Source organism: Janthinobacterium sp. 61, assembly GCF_002846335.1.
Taxonomy (GTDB): Bacteria; Pseudomonadota; Gammaproteobacteria; order Burkholderiales; family Burkholderiaceae_D; genus Janthinobacterium.
The window spans coordinates 790,130-808,399 of the sequence record NZ_PJMQ01000001.1 but is presented as its reverse complement, the minus strand read 5'-3'; the positions used below and the strand labels follow the sequence as shown (position 1 = coordinate 808,399).

Genomic DNA, 18,270 nt, shown 5'->3' with positions numbered 1-18,270 from the left:
TGCGTCAGGGGGAGTCGCTGGCGACAAATTCCAGTGAAATTTGTTCTGCCACCTGCGCCAGAGCCGGCTCCAGCGCCGTCAGCAGGGCGCGCGCCTGCGGCAGGTCGCCGCCCAGGCGCAAGCCTTCGATCGACGTGCACAGGCTGGCGAAAGCATGGGCGCCCACGGCCAGCGCCGACGATTTGCTGCGGTGTCCCAGGTCGGCCAGGCGGCCCAGGTCTTCCAGCGCCATGGCCTGCTCCATTTCGGCGATGCCGTCGCGCGCCGTATCGAGAAACAGCTGGGTGTATTTGCGCATCTTCACGGCGTCATTGCTGAATGTGAGCGCCAGGGTGGCCAGGTCAAGGATGGCCGTATCGCGCAATTCCAGCGATGCGGCCGATCGCGGCGCTTTCGGCACCGCCGCTAGCCTGTCGCCCGCGCGCGCATGACCGATGCTGCCGATGCCACCGCGCAGGCGGAACCATTTCGCCAACAGGTGAAACAGCAGATTCGGGGCGATCGGCTTGGTCACGAATTCATCCATGCCGGCCGCCAGGCAGCGGGCACGGTCTTCGCTGCCCGCATTGGCCGTCATGGCGATCACCAAGAGGCCGCTGAGCCTGGGGTCGGCGCGGATGCGGCGCGTCGCCTCGAAGCCGTCCATCTCCGGCATTTGCACGTCCATCAGCACGCAGTCGTAGCGCTGGTGTGCCAGCAATTCCAGCGCTTCGCGGCCATTGCAGGCAACGCAGACAGTGGCGCCGGCATCTTCCAGCAATTCGCAACCCACCTGCTGGCTGAAGACGTTATCCTCCACCAGCAGGATGGATGCGCCGCGGATCACGCCCAATACTTCGGGCTCCACCTCGGCGATGCGCTCGTCGCCCGCCTGCGCGCTTTTCTCCAGGCGCGCCGTGAACCAGAAGGTGCTACCCAGGCCCGGCTGGCTGTACACGCCCACCTTGCCGCCCATGAGTTCAACCAGCTGTTTGCTGATCACCAGCCCCAGGCCGCTGCCGCCATACTTGCGCGTGGTCGACGGGTCGGCCTGGTGGAAGGATCGGAACAGCTGGGCCACCTCTTCCTGCTTCATGCCGATGCCCCGGTCCTGTACCTCGAAGCGCAGCATGGCGTGGCTGCCGCGCTCCTCGGACTGGCGCACGCGCACGAAGATGCTGCCATTGTCCGAAAACTTGATGGCGTTGCTGGTCAGGTTCAGCAAGACCTGCTCCAGGCGCAGCAGATCGCCACGCCAGCGCTGCGGCAGCTCGGGTGCGATATCGAACTGCAGCGTCAATCCCTTGACGGCGGCCGCATCGCCGAGCTGGCTGGCGATGTTTGCCAGCAGGGTGTCGAGCCGGAGGTCCAGCACTTCCAGTTCCAGCTTGCCTGCCTCGATCTTGGAAAAATCGAGGATATCGTTGATCAGACCCAGCAAGTGCTGGCCCGAATGGAATATTTTTTGCAGATAGTCGCGCTGGCGCGCGTCAGCCACGGATTTCAGCGCCAGGTGCGCCATGCCGATGATGCTGTTCATCGGCGTGCGGATTTCATGGCTCATGTTCGACAGGAAGTCGCTCTTGGCCTGGCTGGCCGCGTCGGCCTGCTCTTTCAGACGATGCAGTTCCGTCACGTCGGTGGACAGGCCGATCAGGCCAGTGACGGGACCGGGCAATCCCAGCGGCACCTTCACGCTCCACAAGTGATGCACCTGCCCCTGCGCATCGACGAAGCGCTCCTCGCCGACGAACTTGGTGCCGCTGTCGAACACCTGGCGTTCGGTCAGCTGTGCGGCCGCCGCCGCATCGCCGAGCATCAACTCGCCATCCTGACGACCTATCAGCTGCTCCGCCGAACGGCCCAGTATCTTCGCCGTGCGCGCATTCACGTAGCGGTAGCGCAGGTCGGCATCCTTCATGTAGACGTAGGCGTCGACGCTGTCGAGTACCGTATCGAGCAGGGTGCGCTGCGCCACCGCGTTGCGTCGCGAACGGTACAGGGTAAAGATATAGCCGTAAATGAGCAGGGTGCCGGCCACACCGACGGCCAGCGCCAGCCATGGAAAATAGCGGTCAAAGCCGCTGTACATCTCCACCTTGCGTACGCGGAAATGGGCTTTCCACAGTCCTCCCTGATATACGATGGGCAGGACTTGGTCAAAATATGTGGCATCGCTGCCCGCTTGCGGCGGCGGTATCGCCAGATCGCCGTCATCGTTGAACAGCAAACGATCCTGCGGCGTGATGCGCAGGACGCCTTGGGCCGGCAGAGGTTCGACCGCGCTGTACAGGGTCAGGTGCAGCGGTTCCAGTGCGCTGCGTTCGAGCGCGCTGTGCACCAGCTGCGCCACGCCAAAACCGATGCCCACTGACCCCTGGTAAGCGGCGCGGCGCTCGGCCACGCTGCCTTGCGGCATGCCATTGCGGTATACGGGCAAGCGCATGCCCAGGCCCACATGCGCGGGCGGGCCCTTGATCATGATCACCTGTCCCGATGCGCTGAGCTCGCCGCTGTCGCGCGCCTGCGCCAGGGCCTGCGCCACCAGCGGGTTGGCGCCGATATCGACGCCCATGCGTTCTGGCAGCAGGGAATCGGGCTCCAGGTAAGTGAGCACGGTGTATTCCGGCCGCTCGCCGGGCGGGCGAATGGTGAAGGCCGGATAGCCGCGCGGCGACAGGCTGGAGTCGCGGCGCACCTCGGCGACATAGGCCGCGCGCTGTGCCTGCGTCAGCGCCACCGCATAATTGACCGATTCGATGGCGGGAAACTGGCGCGCGATATCGAGGCCGGCCACGTAATCGTGGAACTGGCGGCGCGTCAGATGCTCGCTGGTGCGGAACAGGGCTTCGAGGCCGCGCAGCAGGTCGGCATAGCTTTTCACCCGCGTGGCCAGGCTATGCTGGGCGTCATGCGTGAGATTGTCGAAACGCTGTTCGGCGTCGTCATTGACCGTGCGCGCCGCGCCAGCGTACAGGGCGCCGCCCACCGCCAACGCCAGCAGCAGGCCGCCTGCCCATATCCTGATGCCTGATCCCGCCCCGCCCTTGCTCAAAGTGTGCATTGTCAATCGCTTATTCCGGTTCCTCGAATGGGCCGTGCAGGCAGCCCAGCAAGTACGAGGATACTATCAAAGCCCCTGCCCGACGCGCTTGTGGACGAAAAAAAGCGTGCGCGATGGTTGCCCTGGAAAACACCGCGTCCCTATGCCGTCTGCAGCACCCCCGCCAGGAAGTCGCAAAAGGCGCGCACTTTTTCCTGCACATGGCGTCCGTCGGGCGTCAAGGCATACACGCCGCGCCTGGCCATGCCGTGCGACGGCAGCACGCGCACCAGGGCGCCGCTGGCCAGCAGCGGCGCGGCGACGAACGATGGCAGCGCGCCCACGCCGATGCCCGCCACCAGCATGTCGGCCAGCAGCAGGCTGCTGTCGGCGGAAAAACGCACGGGCAGCACGATGCTGCTCGCCCCTTCCGGGCCATCGAGCTGCCAGACGCCGGGGCTGTCGGCCAGGCGGTAGGCCAGGCAATCGTGGTCATGCAGATCCAGCGCCCGCAGCGGCGTGCCGCGCCGCGCCAGGTAATCGGGCGCCGCGCAAATCATCTGCTCGACGTCCCCCAGGCGGCGCGCCACCAAGGACGAATCGGCCAGCGCGGCGCGGATGCGCAGCGACACGTCATAGCCCTCGCCCACCACATCGCGCAGGCGGTCGTCCAGCGTCAGTTCGAGCTTGACTTCCGGATAGCGGGCCATGAAATCCGGCAGCAGCGGCGACAGCACTTTCAAGCCAAACGACAGCGGCGCATTCACGCGCAGCCGCCCCGCCACCTTGCCAGCGCTGCCGCGCGTAGCCAGTTCCAGCGCATCGACCTCGTCAAGCAGGCGGCAGCATTCCACATAGTAGGCGCGCCCGCCGTCCGACAAGCTCATGCGCCGCGTGGTGCGCACCAGCAGCACGATGCCCAAGCGCGCCTCCAACTGGCGCACTTGCTTGCTGATGGCCGCCGCCGACTGGCTCAGGTCCAGCGCCGCCTTGCTGAAGCTGTCACGCTCGACCACCTTGCGAAACACGCGCATGTGCGCGAGGACATCCATCATTCTTTCCTTGCAGTTGAATATCTTATTATTTTATCGCTGATTATCATGCAAATGAAAAACAATATGATGCTGGCTTCTTTCTTCACCTGACACACGGAGCACCCCATGTTCACCGTCCCTTCCCCGTTAACAACCGTGCCCCTGCTGCTGGCCCTCCTGGCCGGCACAGCACAGGCAACGCCGGCCACCGCCGCCCTGCCTGAAGTGGGCATCAGCCCCTGGGGGCCGAAAGACGAAATCGGCCGCCTGAACCTGATGACGCCGGCCTCGCGCACCGCCATCCTGGCGCGCATCGATGGCGGCAAGAGCTATGACCTGGCCGTCGATTTCCATATCGGCATGCCCAGCTGGCAGGCGGCCGGCGATCCACCCTACCAGATGTGGATGACGCACACGCCGAAAGGCAATGTGGTGGCCGACTCGATGCGCGTGGGCGAACAGATGAACCGCCACGTCAGTTACACGGGCTCGGCCGTGTCCATGTATGCGCACATGGGCACGCATATCGACGCGCTCAACCACTTCGGCCTGAACGGCAAGATCTGGAATGGTTTTACGGAAGCGCAATACCTGGGTGACCGGGGCTGGACGGTGACAGGCGCTGAAAAGCTGCCGCCCATCGTCGCACGCGGTGTGCTGATCGACGTGGCCGTGGCCAAGGGATTGCAACAACTGCCCGACAATTACCGGGTGACGCGGCAGGACCTGCGCGCGGCGCTGGCGCATCAGAAGGTCACGCTGGAAAAGGGCGACGTGGTGCTGATACGCACGGGCCGCATGCAGCACTATGAGCAGGCGCAAGCGTACATGGCGAATCCCCCCGGCCTGTCGCTCGATGCGGCGAAATTCCTCGTGGAAGATGGCGGCGCCATGGTGGTGGGGGCGGACAACCTCAGTTTCGAAGCGTTCCCCTCCGAAGTGGCGGGCAATTACCTGCCCGTGCACACCTATTTGCTGGCGCAGCAGGGCACGCCCATCATGGAACTGGTCGACCTGGAAGCGCTGTCGCGCGACAAGGTCTACCAGTTTGCCTTCATCGGCGCCTCGCTGAAATTTCGCGGCGGCGACGCGGCACCCATCCGCCCAGTGGCACTGCCGATCCGCCAGGGTCAGACGGCAGCGGCCTGCAAGGTAGCGGCGCCGTGGTCATCCCAGGCATCGGCGCAGCGCACCACGTCGCCCACGACGATGATGCTGGGGCTGCCCAGGCCGCTCGCCAGCAAGTCGTGCGGCAAGGCGTGCAAGGTACTCAGCAACTGGCGCTGCGCCGGCAAGCTGGCCGACTGCACCACGGCTACCGGCGTGCCCGGCGCCATGCCGCCTGCCAGCAAGCCCGCCTGGATGGCCGCCACCCGCGCCACGCCCATGTAGATGACCAGGGTCAGGCCGCTTTGTGCCAATGCCGCCCAGTTCGGTTCGGAGGCGCTATCCTTGCCGTGGCCCGTGACGAAAATCGCGCCCTGGCTCCAGCTGCGGTGCGTCAGCGGCACGCCGATGGCCGATGGCGCGGCCAGGCCGCTGCTGATACCGGGTATGACCTCGACGGCCACGCCGTGGCTGTGCAGGTAGGCGCGCTCTTCGCCGCCGCGCCCGAACAGATAGGGGTCGCCCCCTTTCAAGCGCACCACATGCAGTCCGGCGCGGGCTTCGGCCAGCATCAGGCGCTCGATGAAGGCTTGCGGCGTGGACGCACAGCCGCCCCGCTTGCCCACCTCAACCACGCGCACGCCGGGTGCCGCATGCGCGAGGATGGCCGGGTTGACGAGGTCGTCGATCAGCACCACGTCGGCCCGAGCGATGGCCTTCACTGCCTTGATCGTCAGCAAGTCCGGATCGCCTGGCCCCGCGCCGACAAGTGTCACGCTACCGTGTTGTGCCATGATGCACTCTCCAATCAGAAAAAATGGCCGATGGCAAACGATGCCGCGTACGCTTCCGGCGCGCTGCCATCCCACACCACGCCGTCGCACAGGGTGGAGCTGCGCAGGGCAGATGGCGGCAAGGGCGTGGCCGTCATTTCTGCCGCCTGGCGATACAGGTCGATGCGGTTCACCTGCCTTGCCACCGACAGGTAATCGGGCTCATCGCGCAGCAAGCCCCAGCGCCGGTGCTGGGTCATGAACCACATGCCGTCGGACAGGTAGGGGAAATTGACGGCGCCGCCCTGATAAAACTTCACACAGTGCGCCTCGTCCCAGGTCTTGCCCAGGCCATCCTGATAATGGCCCAGCATGCGCGGTGCCAGCATTTCCTGCGGTGTATTCAAGTAAGCGGGCTCGGCCAGGGTGGCCGCCATGGCCAGCCGGTTGGCATCGCTGGCGTCGATCCAGCGCCCCGCCTCGAGCACGGCGGCGATCAGGGCGCGGCAGCTGTTCGGATGCGCCTGCGCAAATGCGGCGCTGGTGCCCAGCACCTTGCCCGGATGGTCGGGCCAGATGGCGCCGCTGGTGGCGGCCGTCACGCCCACGCCGTCGACGATGGCCTTGTAGCCCCACGGTTCGCCCGCGCAAAAACCGTCCATCTGGCCCGCGCGCAGGGACGCCACCATTTGCGATGGCGGCACCGTCATCACGCGCGCGTCGCGCAGCGGGTCGATGCCATGCGCGGCCAGCCAGTATTGCAGCAGCATCGCGTGGTTGCCGGTCGGGAAAGTATGCGCAAACGCAAAAGGCCGCGCCACGGTGCGCATATGCCGCGCCAAAGTGGGACCATCGTGGGCACCCTCGCGCGCCAGCGCCGCAGACAATGTCACGGCCTGGCCGCTATGATTGAGGTTCATCAATACGGCCATGTCGCGCTGCTGCCCACCGATGCCCATCTGCACGCCATATGCGAGTCCGTACAATACGTGGGCGGCGTCGAGTTCACCGTTGTTCAATTTGTCGCGCACGCCGGCCCACGACATCTCGCGTCTCAGTTCGATCTTGATGCCATATTTCTCGTCCAGGCCGAGCTTCGAGGCCATCACCAGCGAGGCACAATCGGTCAGCGGCAGATAGCCGATGCGTAGCGTCTGTTTTTCCGGCGGCAGGGTCCGCATCACCTGGGAGCCATGCCCTGCCTCTTTGCCCACTTGCGCCGTCATACTATTCCTTGATGATAAATACTGTTTTTCCGCGCCACCATGGGCAAGGCTCTCCCCGTCCAGCAGCAAGGACCGTGCCTAGACTGAGCCAAATATACGCCCTGTTCAGAAAGGCTGGCAACGCACCGCGATGGTGCACTGCACCAGCATGTGTCAGGAAATGGACGGGTCATCCCAGCAAATCCTCCACGTCGAGGATGCGCTGGGCAATGTCCGCCAGCTTCAGTTTCTTGTTCATGGCCATGCTGCGCAAGCGCTGGTATGCCTGCTCTTCCGTCAAGCCCTGATGCGTCATCAACAAGCCCTTGGCCCGTTCGATCACCTTGCGTTCGAGCAGCTTGTGCCGCGTGTCGAGCAATTCGGCGCGCAATTTTTCTTCCTGGCGGAAGCGCGCCAGCGCCACGTTCAGCACGGGCAAGATGCGCTCGGCATGCAAGCCGGCCACGATATAGGCGGACACGCCGGCCGCCATGGCCGCGTCGATGCTGGCCGTGGCGCCGTCTTCCGTAAACAGGACGATGGGGCGGCGCTCGTCGCGCGTGGCGATGACGATGTGCTCGAGCACGTCGCGCGCGTCCGATTCGGCATCGATGATGATGAGGTCAGGCTGCAGCTGCGCAATGCGCTCAGGAAGGTAGAGGTCGGCTGGCAAGGAAGCGACGATGTCAAAGCCCGATTCCAGCAAGCCGATGCGCAAGGCATTGCCGCGCTGCACCTGGGCAGCCAATGCCGCATCCGCGTGCACGCCGTGCTCGACGATGGTGTTGACGACAACGATGCGCAAAGGCTGGGTACGGCTGGACGTCATGGGAGCATTCTGCAATGGCTAAACAATTAACCATTGCAGTAAGCAAGAAGCGAACCAGATGGCGCTCTATGCCTTACTTCAGGGTCGGCATGGCAAATTCGGCACCGGCGGCCGTGGAGGCTGGCCAGCGCTGCGTCACAGCCTTCTGCTTCGTATAGAAGCGCACCGATTCCGGGCCATGCGCGTGGTGGTCGCCGAACAGGCTGCGCTTCCAGCCGCCGAAGCTGTGGAAGGCCATCGGCACGGGGATGGGCACGTTGACGCCGACCATCCCGACTTGCACCCTGTGCGTGTATTCGCGCGCCGTGTTGCCGTCGCGCGTGTAGATCGCCGTGCCATTGCCGTATTCATGCGCATTGACGAGATCGAGCGCCGTGGCGAAATCGGGCACGCGCACGATGCACAGCACGGGGCCGAAGATTTCCTCTTTATAGATGGTCATTTCCGGCGTGACATGGTCGAACAGGCTGCCGCCGAGGAAAAAGCCATTTTCATGGCCCGGCAGCACGAAGCCGCGCCCGTCGGCCACCAGCCTGGCGCCTTCCTTGACGCCCGTGGCGATGTAGCCGGCGATCTTTTCCTTGTGCACTTGCGTGACGACAGGACCCATTTCCGCTTGTAAATCCATGCCCTGCGTGATTTTCAAGGCCGCGATGCGCGGCACCAGCGCTTCGACCAGCTGATCGGCGACATTGCCCACCGCCACGACGACAGAAATGGCCATGCAGCGCTCGCCCGCCGACCCGAAGGCGGCGCCCATCAGGGCGTCTATCGTTTGCGGGATATCCGCGTCGGGCATGACGACCATGTGATTTTTCGCGCCACCCAAGGCTTGCACACGCTTGCCCTGCGCGCAGCCGGTGGCATAGATATACTCGGCAATCGGCGTGGAACCGACAAAACTGACGGCGCGCACGTCCGGGTGGTGCAGCAAGCCGTCCACCGCTTCCTTATCTCCCTGCACCACGTTGAAAACGCCGTCGGGCAAGCCCGCGTCTGTCAACAGCTGTGCCAGCAGCAGGCTGGCCGACGGGTCCCGCTCGGACGGTTTCAAGACAAAGGTATTGCCGCAGGCAATCGCCATGGGGAACATCCACATCGGCACCATGACAGGGAAGTTGAAGGGCGTGATGCCGACGCAGACGCCCAGCGCCTGGCGGATGGACCAGGCGTCGATGCCGCCAGCCACCTGTTCCGAGTACTCTCCCTTCATCATTTGCGGAATGCCGCAGGCAAATTCCACTACTTCTATGCCGCGCGTCACTTCCCCTTTGGCATCCGTAAACACCTTGCCGTGCTCGGCCGTGATCAGGGCGGCCAATTGATCCGCATGTTCTTCCAGCAATTCCTTGAATTTGAACATGACCCGCGCGCGGCGCAAGGGCGAGGTTTGCGACCAGGCGGGAAAGGCCGCGTGGGCAGCGGCCACGGCCGCGTTCAGCTCGGCGGCAGTCGCCAGCGACACCTTGGCCGTGACGGCGCCCGTGGCGGGATTGAAGACGTCGCTCGTACGCTCGGAGCGCGAAGCCATGGGGTTGCCACCAATAAAGTGGCCGATCTGTTGCGTTGTCATAGCAGGATCCTCGATTATTTGGTATTCATCAGCCACTCATGGGCCGGGTCGTTTTTAAAATGCCACACGCGTTTCGGGCCGGCCATCACGTTCAGGTAATAGCCGTCGTAGCCATACGGCACGGTCACGGGGTGGTAACCCCTGGGCACCATCACCACGTCGTGGTTTTCCACTGCCATGGCCTCGTCGATGGAGCGGTCATCCGTGTAGACTCTTTGGTACGCAAAGCCCTGCTCGGGATTGAGGCGGTGGTAATACGTTTCTTCCAGTGAACTTTCCAGCGGGACGTTGTCGCTGTCGTGTTTATGGGGCGGATAGCTGGACGAGTGGCCGGACGGCGTGAGCACCTCCACCACCAGCAAGCCATCGGCCTCTGCCGTCTGCGGCAGGATGTCGCACACATAGCGGGTATTGGCGCCCTTGCCGCGCACGGAGCGCGTCATGGCGGCCGGTTCAATCAGGCGTGCCGGGCGGTGCGTTGTGGCTGGCGCGCTGCACAAGGCCACTTCGGCGGCGTCCACCGCCGTGATGCTGACCTTCGTATCCAGGGGGACATACACGGCATATGGCGAGCGGTCCTCGAAGACGCTGGCGCGCCCGCCGATGGCTTCCCAGCTCTGCTCGCCCGCCTGGACGGTGACCGTGCCCGTCAATACAACGATGCACAGCTCGCGGCTGCCCGTGTCCAGATTCAACTGTTCCCCTGCAGCCAGGCGGTGCGCGGCAAAGCCCACATGCGTCCAGCCTGCCGACTCGGGCGTGACCTCGACGATGGTGGCGCCAGGCCGCGCCTTGACCAGCAGCGGGCTCATGCTGCCTCCCGGCCCAGGCGGGGAATGGCGCCGACGAGCTGGGCCAGGTAATCGTGGCCCATCTTGGCGTACTGGTAACTGGGCGCGACGGCCGGGTCTTGCTCCGCCTCCACCACCAGCCAGCCCTCGTAGCCGTGCAGATACAAACGCCTCAGGATCGCCGGAAAGTCGATGCAGCCGTCGCCAGGCACGCTGAAGGCGCCATTGATGACAGCCTGCAGGAAACTCCAGTGGCCATTGCGGGCCAGTTTCACCACGTTGGGGCGCACATCCTTGCAATGCACGTGGCAGATGCGATCGATATGCTTGTTTAACACCGCCACCGCGTCGCCGCCGGCAAACGTGATATGACCCGTATCAAACAACAAGCCCACTTCCGGCCCCGTCAAGGCCATCAGTTGATCCACGTCGGCCGGGGTTTCCACGTAGGCACCCATGTGATGATGGTAGGCCAGCCGCACGCCATGCGCCAGCAGGTGGGCGGAAAAGGCCGTCAGTTTGTCCGCATATGCCTGCCATTGCTGCTGCGTCTGGAAACGTGGTCGTTTATACAGGGGACGGGCTTCGCCCTGGATAGCGTCGGCCACTTCGCCGTAGACCATGACGCTGGCGCCGCTGTCGGCAAGCAAGCGTAAATGCGAGGCTACGGAAGCGATCTCTTCTTCCACCGAGCGGTGCGCCAGCCGGCCCGAATACCAGCCGGACACGCACGCCAGGCCATACTTGCCCAGTACGGCATTCAGCGCGGGGGCATCCTTGGGAAACTTGTTGCCCAGCTCGAAACCCACGTAGCCAATCTCGGCGCCCTCTTTCAGCGCTGTCTCCAGGGGCGTTTCGCCGCCCAGGCTTGGCAAATCGTCGTTCATCCACGAGATCGGGTTGATGCCGATCTTGACATTCCAGGTAGTCATCTCAATTCCTTTGTTTCAGACGGTCAAGTTCATAACGGGCGCGCGCAGCTTGCACGCCTGGCTGGGTGGACACCTCGGGCACGGCCACTTCCCACCAGCAACCACCCTCTTCTGTCGTGCGCGTGTCGTCCGTATTGATGCAGATCAGATACGTACGCGGTGCGGCGCGGGCGCGCAGCATGGCCTGTTCCAGTTCAGCAATCGAGTCCACGTGTTCGCTCAAGGCGCCCAGCGATTGCGCATGCAGGGCGAAGTCGACCACGGGTGCGCTGTCGGGCAACATATTGTTGAACGAGGCATTGCCGCACGCCTGCTGCAGGCGGTTGATGCAGCCATAGCCGCGGTTGTCGAGCACGACAATAATCAGCTTTTTGTCCAGCATGACGGAAGTGGCGATTTCCGAATTCATCATCAGATAGCTGCCATCGCCCACCATGACGATCACCTCGGCATCCGGCTTGGCCATCTTGACACCGAGGCCGCCGGCGATTTCATAGCCCATGCACGAATAGCCGTATTCCATGTGGTAGCCGCCCGGTGTACTGGTGCGCCACAGCTTGTGCAGCTCGGCCGGCAAGGTGCCTGCCGCGCAGACGACGATGTCGCGGGTGGTGGAATCCCTGGATGAACGCTGCACGGCACCGATGACTTCACCGTCGTACGGCAAGCCCGCCACCTCGCGCTGGCCGGTGATGCCTGCAACTGTCGCGCGCCAGGCATTGCCCGCCTGCTGCGCACGGTCCAGCCAGTGGCCCGCACTGTTCCAGTTCCCCAGCAGCCGCGACAGTCCCTGCAAGCCCAGCGTCGCGTCCGCCTGCAAGCCCAGGCCACGGCGTTTCAGCGCGTCAAAACTGTTGACGTTCAGGCTGAGCAACTGCGCCTGCGCAAACAGGGAATGCGAGCCGGTCGTGAAATCCTGCAGGCGCGTGCCGATGGCCAGCACCACGTCCGCGTCCGCCGCCAGCGCGTTCGCGGCGGGCGAGCCCGTCACGCCGATGGCGCCCAGCTGCAAAGGGTGGTCCCACGGCAAGGAACTTTTACCCGCCTGGGTTTCCGCCACGGGAATGCCGTGGCGCTCGGCGAACGCCTGCAGGGCGGGGCTGGCCTTGCCGTACAGCACACCGCCACCGGCCACGATTAGCGGCTGTTTCGCATTTTTCAATAGCAGCGCCGCTTCTTGCAGTTCGGATTCCACCGGCGGCACGGCGCGAAAACGCACGACTCTCGGCTCGAAAAAGTCGGCCGGATAGTCATACGCCATCGTTTGCACGTCTTGCGGCAGAGACAAAGTCACGGGACCGCAGGCGGCCGGGTCCGTCAAGGCGGCAATGGCGCGTGGCAAGGCCGTGAGCAATTGCTCCGGATACACGATGCGGTCAAAATAGCGCGACAGCGGTTTGAAGGCATCGTTCACCGACACGCTGCCATCCGTGGCATCTTCCAGCTGCTGCAGCACCGGGTCCGGTGCGCGAGAGACGAACACGTCGCCTGGCAGCAAGAGCACGGGCAGGCGGTTCACATGCGCCAGGGCGGCGGCCGTCAGCAAATTCGTGGCGCCCGGGCCGATGGAGCTGGTGACGGCCATCATGCGCCGGCGCATGTGGGCTTTCGCATACGCAATAGCCGAGTGCGCCATCGCCTGTTCGTTGTGGGCGCGGTAAGTGGGAAAGCTGTCGCGATACTGGTACAGCGCTTCGCCCAGGCCAGCGACATTGCCGTGGCCAAAGATGGCGAAGGCGCCGCCAAATAATGGTTCGCCCCCTTCCACCCGCAAGGCAGCCAGGTAGCGCACCAGCGCCTGCGCCATGGTCAATCTGATCGTGGCGCTCATGCTGCACGCTCCAGGTGCTTGCGCGTACGCTGCCACAGGCCAATAAGCTGTTCGAAGTTGGCGCGCACGGCGGCAATCAGGCCCGCATCGTCGAGTTCGCCTGCCAGCCAGCGGCGGCTCGGTTCCTGGAAGATGGTGCGTCCTACCATGAAGCCGCGGCACGTCGTGCTGGCACTGGCTTGGTCAAAACTGGCGGCAAGTTTTTCGATCGGAGCATTCAAGCCCAGCAAGACGACGCCACGGCAATAGGGATCGCGCTCGTGCACCAGGGCATCGATGGCTTGCCATTGCCGGGCCGACATGCTTTCCAGCTTCCACCATTCGGGGTAAATGCCCAGGTTATACAGGCGCTTGACGGCACGCAAGACGGTATCGTCACTCTGCGGCAAGGCGTCCGACGGTATCACTTCCAGCAACAGTTCGTGACCGCTCACTTGCGCCGCGTCATACAGGGCCTTGATCTGCGCTTCCTGTTCCAGCCGGTTTTCCACGGCATCATCGGGGTGCAGCTGCACCAGGCATTTGATCACGTGTTCCTTTGGCCAGCTGAGCAGGTGCGAACCGATGGAACGGCCCCAGTCAAATTGCAGCGGGTTAGATCCCGGCAATTCCACGGGACGGCCTATCCACCAGCCCCGCCCCGTCGCATCGTTGAGCGCATCGACACCATAGCGGCCATCGATCAGTACGCCCGTCTTGCCAGCCAGCTGCAAGGCCGCTTCCGTCTGGGCCACGGCTTGCACCATCAATTGCTTCAAAGCCGAGATACGCGATTCGGCTGCGCCCGTTTGTTGTGCCAGCTCAAAGAACTGCGTGCGATGATCAAACGCAAACACGCACAACTCATCCCATTGCTTGCGCGCTACAGTCGTGCGGTGCAGGCGCGACAGGGTCGCATCCTGATCCGGCTGCGTCAGTGTCGCCGCATGGGCCAGGAAATAGTCGAGCTCGACTGGCGACGGCATGGCCGGCGCGCAACCGTGGCGCGACACGACGAGGGCGCCGCAGCCATTCGCATAGCGGCAGCACGCTTCGTAATCCTCGCCGCGCAGCCAGCCTTTCAAGAAGCCGGAAAGAAAAGCGTCGCCGGCGCCCAGCACGTTCAGCACTTCCACGCGCACGCCACGGTAGTTGTACGCTTCGTCGAGACTGTGCGGAATGGTCGTGTCGATGACAGCGCTGCCCAGCGGGCCCCGCTTGACCACCAGTGTGGCGAGGGTGGCGGCCCGCACGGCGCGCAAGCTGGCCATGATATCGGCACCGCCGCCGGCGATCATGAATTCCTCTTCCGTGCCGACGATCAGGTCGAACTGCGGCAGGATCGCCTGCAGGTGGCGGGTCACGCCTTCGTTGGAAACGAAACGCGTTTCGCCGTCCGCCTTGCCCGACAAGCCCCACAGCACGGGCCGGTAATCGATGTCGAGTACGGTACGCACGTTGTTGGCGCGGGCCAATTTCAGGGCTTGCGTGCTGACAGCGTGCATGGCGCTCGTAGAGAAATGCGTGCCGGTGATCAGGAGCGCTTTGCTCGACGCAATGAAGGCCGCATCCACCGACGACGCGTCGATGGCCATGTCGGCGCAATTTTCCCTGTAGAAGATCAGGGGGAAGGTGTTTTTATCCTTGATGCCCAGCATGACGAGGGCCGTCAGGCGGTCGCGGTCGATGCCCACATGGCTGACGTCGCAGCCTTCCTTCGACAAGGTGTCGGTAAGGAAACGCCCCATGTGGTCGTCGCCCACCTTCGACAGCATGGCGGACTGCAAGCCCAGCCTGGCCGTGCCGAAGGCGATATTCGCCGATGAGCCGCCCAGGTACTTGGCGAAACTCGTCACGTCTTCCAGGGTGCTGCCGATCTGCTGCGCATACAGGTCCACCGCCAGGCGGCCCAGGCAAATCACGTCCAGCGCGCGGCCCTGGGCAAATTGTGTCGGGTTATTCATGGTTATCCTTAAATCGTGACACCGTCGAGTTCAGCCATCAGCGTTTGCATTTCCGCACCACCCGCCATCATGTCGAGTACTTCGTCCTTGGAAACGGTTTCCTTGGTGTAGGTACCCAGCGACCTGCCCCGGTTCAAGAGGGTGAACGAGTCGCCCACGGGATAGGCATGATGCACATTGTGGGTAATAAAGATCACGGACAAACCCCGTTCGCGCGCCTTGTAAATCAGTTTCAGCACATTGAACGATTGCTTCACGCCCAGCGCGGCCGTCGGCTCGTCGAGGATCAGCACGCGCGCGCCGAAGTGGATGGCGCGGGCAATGGCCAGGCATTGCCGCTCGCCGCCCGACATGGTGCCCACGGCCTGGTGCGGGTCGCGCACCATGATGCCCATGTCGGCCAGCTTGTCGCGCGCCGTGGTAGCGGCGTACTCCATGTCCATCACGGGCAGCACACCGAACATTTTCCTGATCGGCTCGCGCCCCATGAAGAAATTGCGCGCCACGGACAGCAATGGCACCAGCGCCAGGTCCTGGTAGACGGTAGCCACGCCCAGGTCCAGCGCCTCTTTCGGCGAATTGAAGCTGACGCTCTTGCCGTCGACCAGGTAGTCGCCGCTGGTGGGCCGGTGCACGCCGGCCAGGGTCTTGATCAGGGTCGACTTGCCGGCGCCGTTGTCGCCCAGCAGGCAATGCACCTCGCCCGGTTTCAAACGCAGGGTGACGTTTTGCAGGGCGATGACGGAGCCGAAACGTTTGCTGATATTTTCCAGCGCAAGGATGTATTCGCTCATGGTTTATCTCGCTTCCGTGACGCGGGCACGGACAAAGTTGTTGAACAGTACCGCGATCAGCAGCATGACGCCGAGGAAGACGCGGAACCAGTCCGAATTGATGTTGGTATAAGTAATGCCGATCTGCACCACGCCAAAGATCAGCGCGCCGAAGCAGGCGCCGACGACGGAACCGTAGCCGCCCGTCAGCAAGGCGCCGCCGATGACGGCTGCGATGATGGCTTCGAATTCCTTTTGCATGCCGCGGTCGGCGGCAGCCGATCCCACGTCAAATACTTGCAGCGTGGCAAACAAACAGGCGCAGAAAGCGGTGAAGACAAACAGCGATACCTTGATTGTTTTCACGGGCACGCCCACATTCTTGGCAGCGTTGGCGTCGCCGCCGACGGCGAAAATCCAGTTGCCGATGCGGGTACGCGCCAGGACGAAGCCGGACACCAGCGCCAGGCCGGCCCACCAGACGATGACCTTGGGTATGCCCTTGACCAATGGCGCGCCATTGTCGAGCGCCGTGATCCAGCCCGCCTTGGCCATCCAGGCGAACAGCGAGGTGCCCACTTCGCCATGGAACAGCGTCAGTGCCAGCCAGTCATCGGCGGCCAGCGCGCCGATGCCGCTGACGATGGTGCGGTTGGCAAACATGATGGACAGGGCCAGGGTCAGGCCGCGCAGGATGAACAAAAAGGCCAGGGTGACGATAAACGACGGCAAGCGCGTCTTGATGACCAGGTAGCCGTTGAGCCAGCCCAGCGCCATTGAACCGGCAAAGGCGAACAGGATGGCGGCCCACACGGGCCAGTGGAAGTAGACGGAAGGGATGGCGATCATCATGCCGGCAAAGCCGATCATGGAGCCGATCGACAGGTCGAATTCGCCGGCGATCATCAATACGCAGGCGCCGATGGCGATGATGCCCAGGTAGGCGGCCACTTGCGCCCAGTTGATCACGCCGTCGAGGTTGAACATGCCAGAGTCGCCGGCCGTCAGGATGAAGAAGGCGAACACCAGGATGGCGCCCGAGATCGAGGCGAATTCCGGGCGGCTGAACAGCCGCTTGAGCCAGCTGACCTGCCCCACGCGTTCATCGGCGCCCTGCTTTTGCGGCGGCGTGCCCGAGGCGGCCATGCCACCCTGCTTCACGCTTAATTTCACGGTACTCATGCTATGTCTCCCTTGTTTTATAGCAACCTGCCAGCCCAAACAACCATTCCAGGGCAGCAGGACCCGCGCGCCGGCAAGCATGGCCTGCGCGCGGGGACAACGACTAAGGTATTGGTGGAATTGAAAAGCGGAGGCTTAACGGAACTGGCCGGCGTATTTCTCCACCTTGCCGATATTGTCCTTGGTGACATAACCAGGACCGGAACCGATATGGCGCGGGCCATATGATGGTGCCAGGCCATATTCGGCCAGGCGCGCCTTGAACTTGGCGTTATTGATCAGCTTTTCGCGTACCTTGGCCAGGTCCGTGGTCTTGTCCTGCTTCATGATGGCCAGCACGGCAACGGGGATATAGCCTTGCAGGTAGGGTTGCTGGTCGATGGCGAACTGGATGCTGCCATCCTTGATGCCTTTCGAGATTTCATCGGACAGGTCGAAGGTGGCGAACCACATCTTGCCCTTCAAGCCCATTTTTTCCAATGCTTTCAACGAAGCGTGGGCCGAGGTGGGCCCCAGCGCCAGCACGGCCTGGGTTTTCGGGTTGTTGCGCAGATAGGCGCTCAACTTGCTTTCGATGGTGGTGGGATCTTCGCCCGCATCCAGGGTGGCGGCCTTGAAATCGACGCCGATGGCCTCGGCAAAGCCGCGGCAACGCTCGAACGACGATGGATTCGTCGCATAGTGGTTAACACAGACGAAGGACTTGATGCCAGCCGCCTTGGCTTTTTCGCCGGCACCCTTGCCTGCCTCGTACTCAGGCTGGCCCACGTGCATCACGGCGCCCAGCTGCTCGCTTTGCGCCAGGGTGCCGGAATTAATCGTGACAAACGGAATCTTCTTGGCGGCGACAAGGCCCAGCGGTTTTTGCAGCACGCTGAAGTCGGCGATGCTGACGATCACGCCGTCGTAGTTGCGGGCTGCCGATTGCTCGACCAGGCGCGCCATGTCGGCCAGGTCGCCATTCGGCGGGTTGCGGTAGTCGACGGTGACATTGAAGTCTTCACCTGCTTGCTTGACGGAATTTTTAATCGTGTTCCACCAGGAATCGGAATCAGGCGCATGGCTGATCAACACGAATTTCTCGCCCGCCGCGTGGCTGGCGCTCATGCCCAGACCCAGTCCCAGGCCGAGGCCCAGCATGGCCAGGCTCTTCAGAAATCCCTTACGCTTATTGCTTTGCATGAATGTCTCCTTGAAGGATTAATTTTTATAGTTGCCAGCTTTTGTCGCGTGTCAGCGGGGAACCGGAAAACCGGCAAGACCCGATGCACTGCG

General features: G+C 63.3%; 13 protein-coding genes and 1 pseudogene. 1 reads left to right on the top strand and 13 read right to left on the bottom strand.

Annotation, left to right across the window (positions count from 1 at the left end; all coding sequences use genetic code 11):
* Positions 1-4: 4 nt before the first annotated feature.
* Positions 5-3,043 (bottom strand): CHASE domain-containing protein, encoded by a 3,039-nt coding sequence (locus CLU92_RS03750; RefSeq protein WP_101480785.1) that lies wholly within the window; start codon positions 3,041-3,043, stop codon positions 5-7.
* A gap of 140 nt (positions 3,044-3,183) precedes the next feature.
* Positions 3,184-4,074: a LysR family transcriptional regulator gene (locus CLU92_RS03745; RefSeq protein ID WP_101480784.1), complete on the bottom strand. Its 891-nt coding sequence runs from the start codon at positions 4,072-4,074 to the stop codon at positions 3,184-3,186.
* A gap of 108 nt (positions 4,075-4,182) precedes the next feature.
* Between CLU92_RS03745 and CLU92_RS03740 the strand changes: the two are divergent.
* A pseudogene (locus CLU92_RS03740) lies at positions 4,183-5,181 on the top strand (cyclase family protein); the annotation flags it as partial.
* 5 nt (positions 5,182-5,186) lie between these two features.
* On the opposite strand, the gene cobA reads toward CLU92_RS03740, so the two are convergent.
* From cobA to CLU92_RS03685, 11 genes are all read right to left on the bottom strand, one after another.
* Positions 5,187-5,957: a uroporphyrinogen-III C-methyltransferase gene (cobA, locus tag CLU92_RS03735; protein WP_101480783.1), complete on the bottom strand. Its 771-nt coding sequence runs from the start codon at positions 5,955-5,957 to the stop codon at positions 5,187-5,189.
* A 14-nt stretch (positions 5,958-5,971) separates the two neighbouring features.
* Positions 5,972-7,162 (bottom strand): CmpA/NrtA family ABC transporter substrate-binding protein, encoded by a 1,191-nt coding sequence (locus tag CLU92_RS03730; protein ID WP_101480782.1) that lies wholly within the window; start codon positions 7,160-7,162, stop codon positions 5,972-5,974.
* Positions 7,163-7,331: 169 nt separating this feature from the next.
* Positions 7,332-7,970, bottom strand: a complete 639-nt coding sequence (locus CLU92_RS03725; RefSeq protein ID WP_101480781.1) for an ANTAR domain-containing response regulator — start codon at positions 7,968-7,970, stop codon at positions 7,332-7,334.
* A 73-nt stretch (positions 7,971-8,043) separates the two neighbouring features.
* On the bottom strand, positions 8,044-9,543 hold the full coding sequence (locus CLU92_RS03720; RefSeq protein ID WP_101480780.1) for a CoA-acylating methylmalonate-semialdehyde dehydrogenase: 1,500 nt from the start codon (positions 9,541-9,543) through the stop codon (positions 8,044-8,046).
* Positions 9,544-9,557: 14 nt separating this feature from the next.
* The gene (gene iolB / locus CLU92_RS03715) at positions 9,558-10,355 is read right to left on the bottom strand and encodes a 5-deoxy-glucuronate isomerase (protein ID WP_101480779.1); all 798 of its coding nucleotides are present in this window, start codon (positions 10,353-10,355) and stop codon (positions 9,558-9,560) included.
* The gene (gene iolE / locus CLU92_RS03710) at positions 10,352-11,266 is read right to left on the bottom strand and encodes a myo-inosose-2 dehydratase (protein ID WP_101480778.1); all 915 of its coding nucleotides are present in this window, start codon (positions 11,264-11,266) and stop codon (positions 10,352-10,354) included. Before iolE ends, iolB begins: the two co-directional genes overlap by 4 nt.
* Position 11,267: 1 nt before the next feature.
* A complete protein-coding gene (gene iolD / locus CLU92_RS03705) occupies positions 11,268-13,097 on the bottom strand; it encodes a 3D-(3,5/4)-trihydroxycyclohexane-1,2-dione acylhydrolase (decyclizing) (RefSeq protein WP_101480777.1) in 1,830 nt (609 codons plus the stop codon).
* A complete protein-coding gene (iolC, locus tag CLU92_RS03700) occupies positions 13,094-15,040 on the bottom strand; it encodes a 5-dehydro-2-deoxygluconokinase (RefSeq protein WP_101480776.1) in 1,947 nt (648 codons plus the stop codon). The genes iolD and iolC overlap by 4 nt, the downstream gene beginning before the upstream one ends.
* 8 nt (positions 15,041-15,048) lie before the next feature.
* Complete coding sequence (locus tag CLU92_RS03695) at positions 15,049-15,834, bottom strand: ATP-binding cassette domain-containing protein (protein WP_101480775.1); 786 nt, start codon at positions 15,832-15,834, stop codon at positions 15,049-15,051.
* A 3-nt stretch (positions 15,835-15,837) separates the two neighbouring features.
* Positions 15,838-16,959, bottom strand: coding sequence for an ABC transporter permease (locus CLU92_RS03690; protein WP_101484474.1), 1,122 nt, complete (start codon positions 16,957-16,959; stop codon positions 15,838-15,840).
* 171 nt (positions 16,960-17,130) lie between these two features.
* Complete coding sequence (locus CLU92_RS03685) at positions 17,131-18,177, bottom strand: sugar ABC transporter substrate-binding protein (protein WP_076573035.1); 1,047 nt, start codon at positions 18,175-18,177, stop codon at positions 17,131-17,133.
* Between the last annotated feature and the right edge of the window lie 93 nt (positions 18,178-18,270).

Excerpts from the sequence above, each read along its gene's own strand:
- CLU92_RS03750 (WP_101480785.1), bottom strand. The coding sequence starts at position 3,043 with ATGCACACTTTGAGCAAGGGCGGGGCGGGATCAGGCATCAGGATATGG.
- CLU92_RS03745 (WP_101480784.1), bottom strand. The coding sequence starts at position 4,074 with ATGGATGTCCTCGCGCACATGCGCGTGTTTCGCAAGGTGGTCGAGCGT.
- cobA (WP_101480783.1), bottom strand. The coding sequence starts at position 5,957 with ATGGCACAACACGGTAGCGTGACACTTGTCGGCGCGGGGCCAGGCGAT.
- CLU92_RS03730 (WP_101480782.1), bottom strand. The coding sequence starts at position 7,162 with ATGACGGCGCAAGTGGGCAAAGAGGCAGGGCATGGCTCCCAGGTGATG.
- CLU92_RS03725 (WP_101480781.1), bottom strand. The coding sequence starts at position 7,970 with ATGACGTCCAGCCGTACCCAGCCTTTGCGCATCGTTGTCGTCAACACC.
- CLU92_RS03720 (WP_101480780.1), bottom strand. The coding sequence starts at position 9,543 with ATGACAACGCAACAGATCGGCCACTTTATTGGTGGCAACCCCATGGCT.
- iolB (WP_101480779.1), bottom strand. The coding sequence starts at position 10,355 with ATGAGCCCGCTGCTGGTCAAGGCGCGGCCTGGCGCCACCATCGTCGAG.
- iolE (WP_101480778.1), bottom strand. The coding sequence starts at position 11,266 with ATGACTACCTGGAATGTCAAGATCGGCATCAACCCGATCTCGTGGATG.
- iolD (WP_101480777.1), bottom strand. The coding sequence starts at position 13,097 with ATGAGCGCCACGATCAGATTGACCATGGCGCAGGCGCTGGTGCGCTAC.
- iolC (WP_101480776.1), bottom strand. The coding sequence starts at position 15,040 with ATGAATAACCCGACACAATTTGCCCAGGGCCGCGCGCTGGACGTGATT.
- CLU92_RS03695 (WP_101480775.1), bottom strand. The coding sequence starts at position 15,834 with ATGAGCGAATACATCCTTGCGCTGGAAAATATCAGCAAACGTTTCGGC.
- CLU92_RS03690 (WP_101484474.1), bottom strand. The coding sequence starts at position 16,959 with ATGGCCGCCTCGGGCACGCCGCCGCAAAAGCAGGGCGCCGATGAACGC.
- CLU92_RS03685 (WP_076573035.1), bottom strand. The coding sequence starts at position 18,177 with ATGCAAAGCAATAAGCGTAAGGGATTTCTGAAGAGCCTGGCCATGCTG.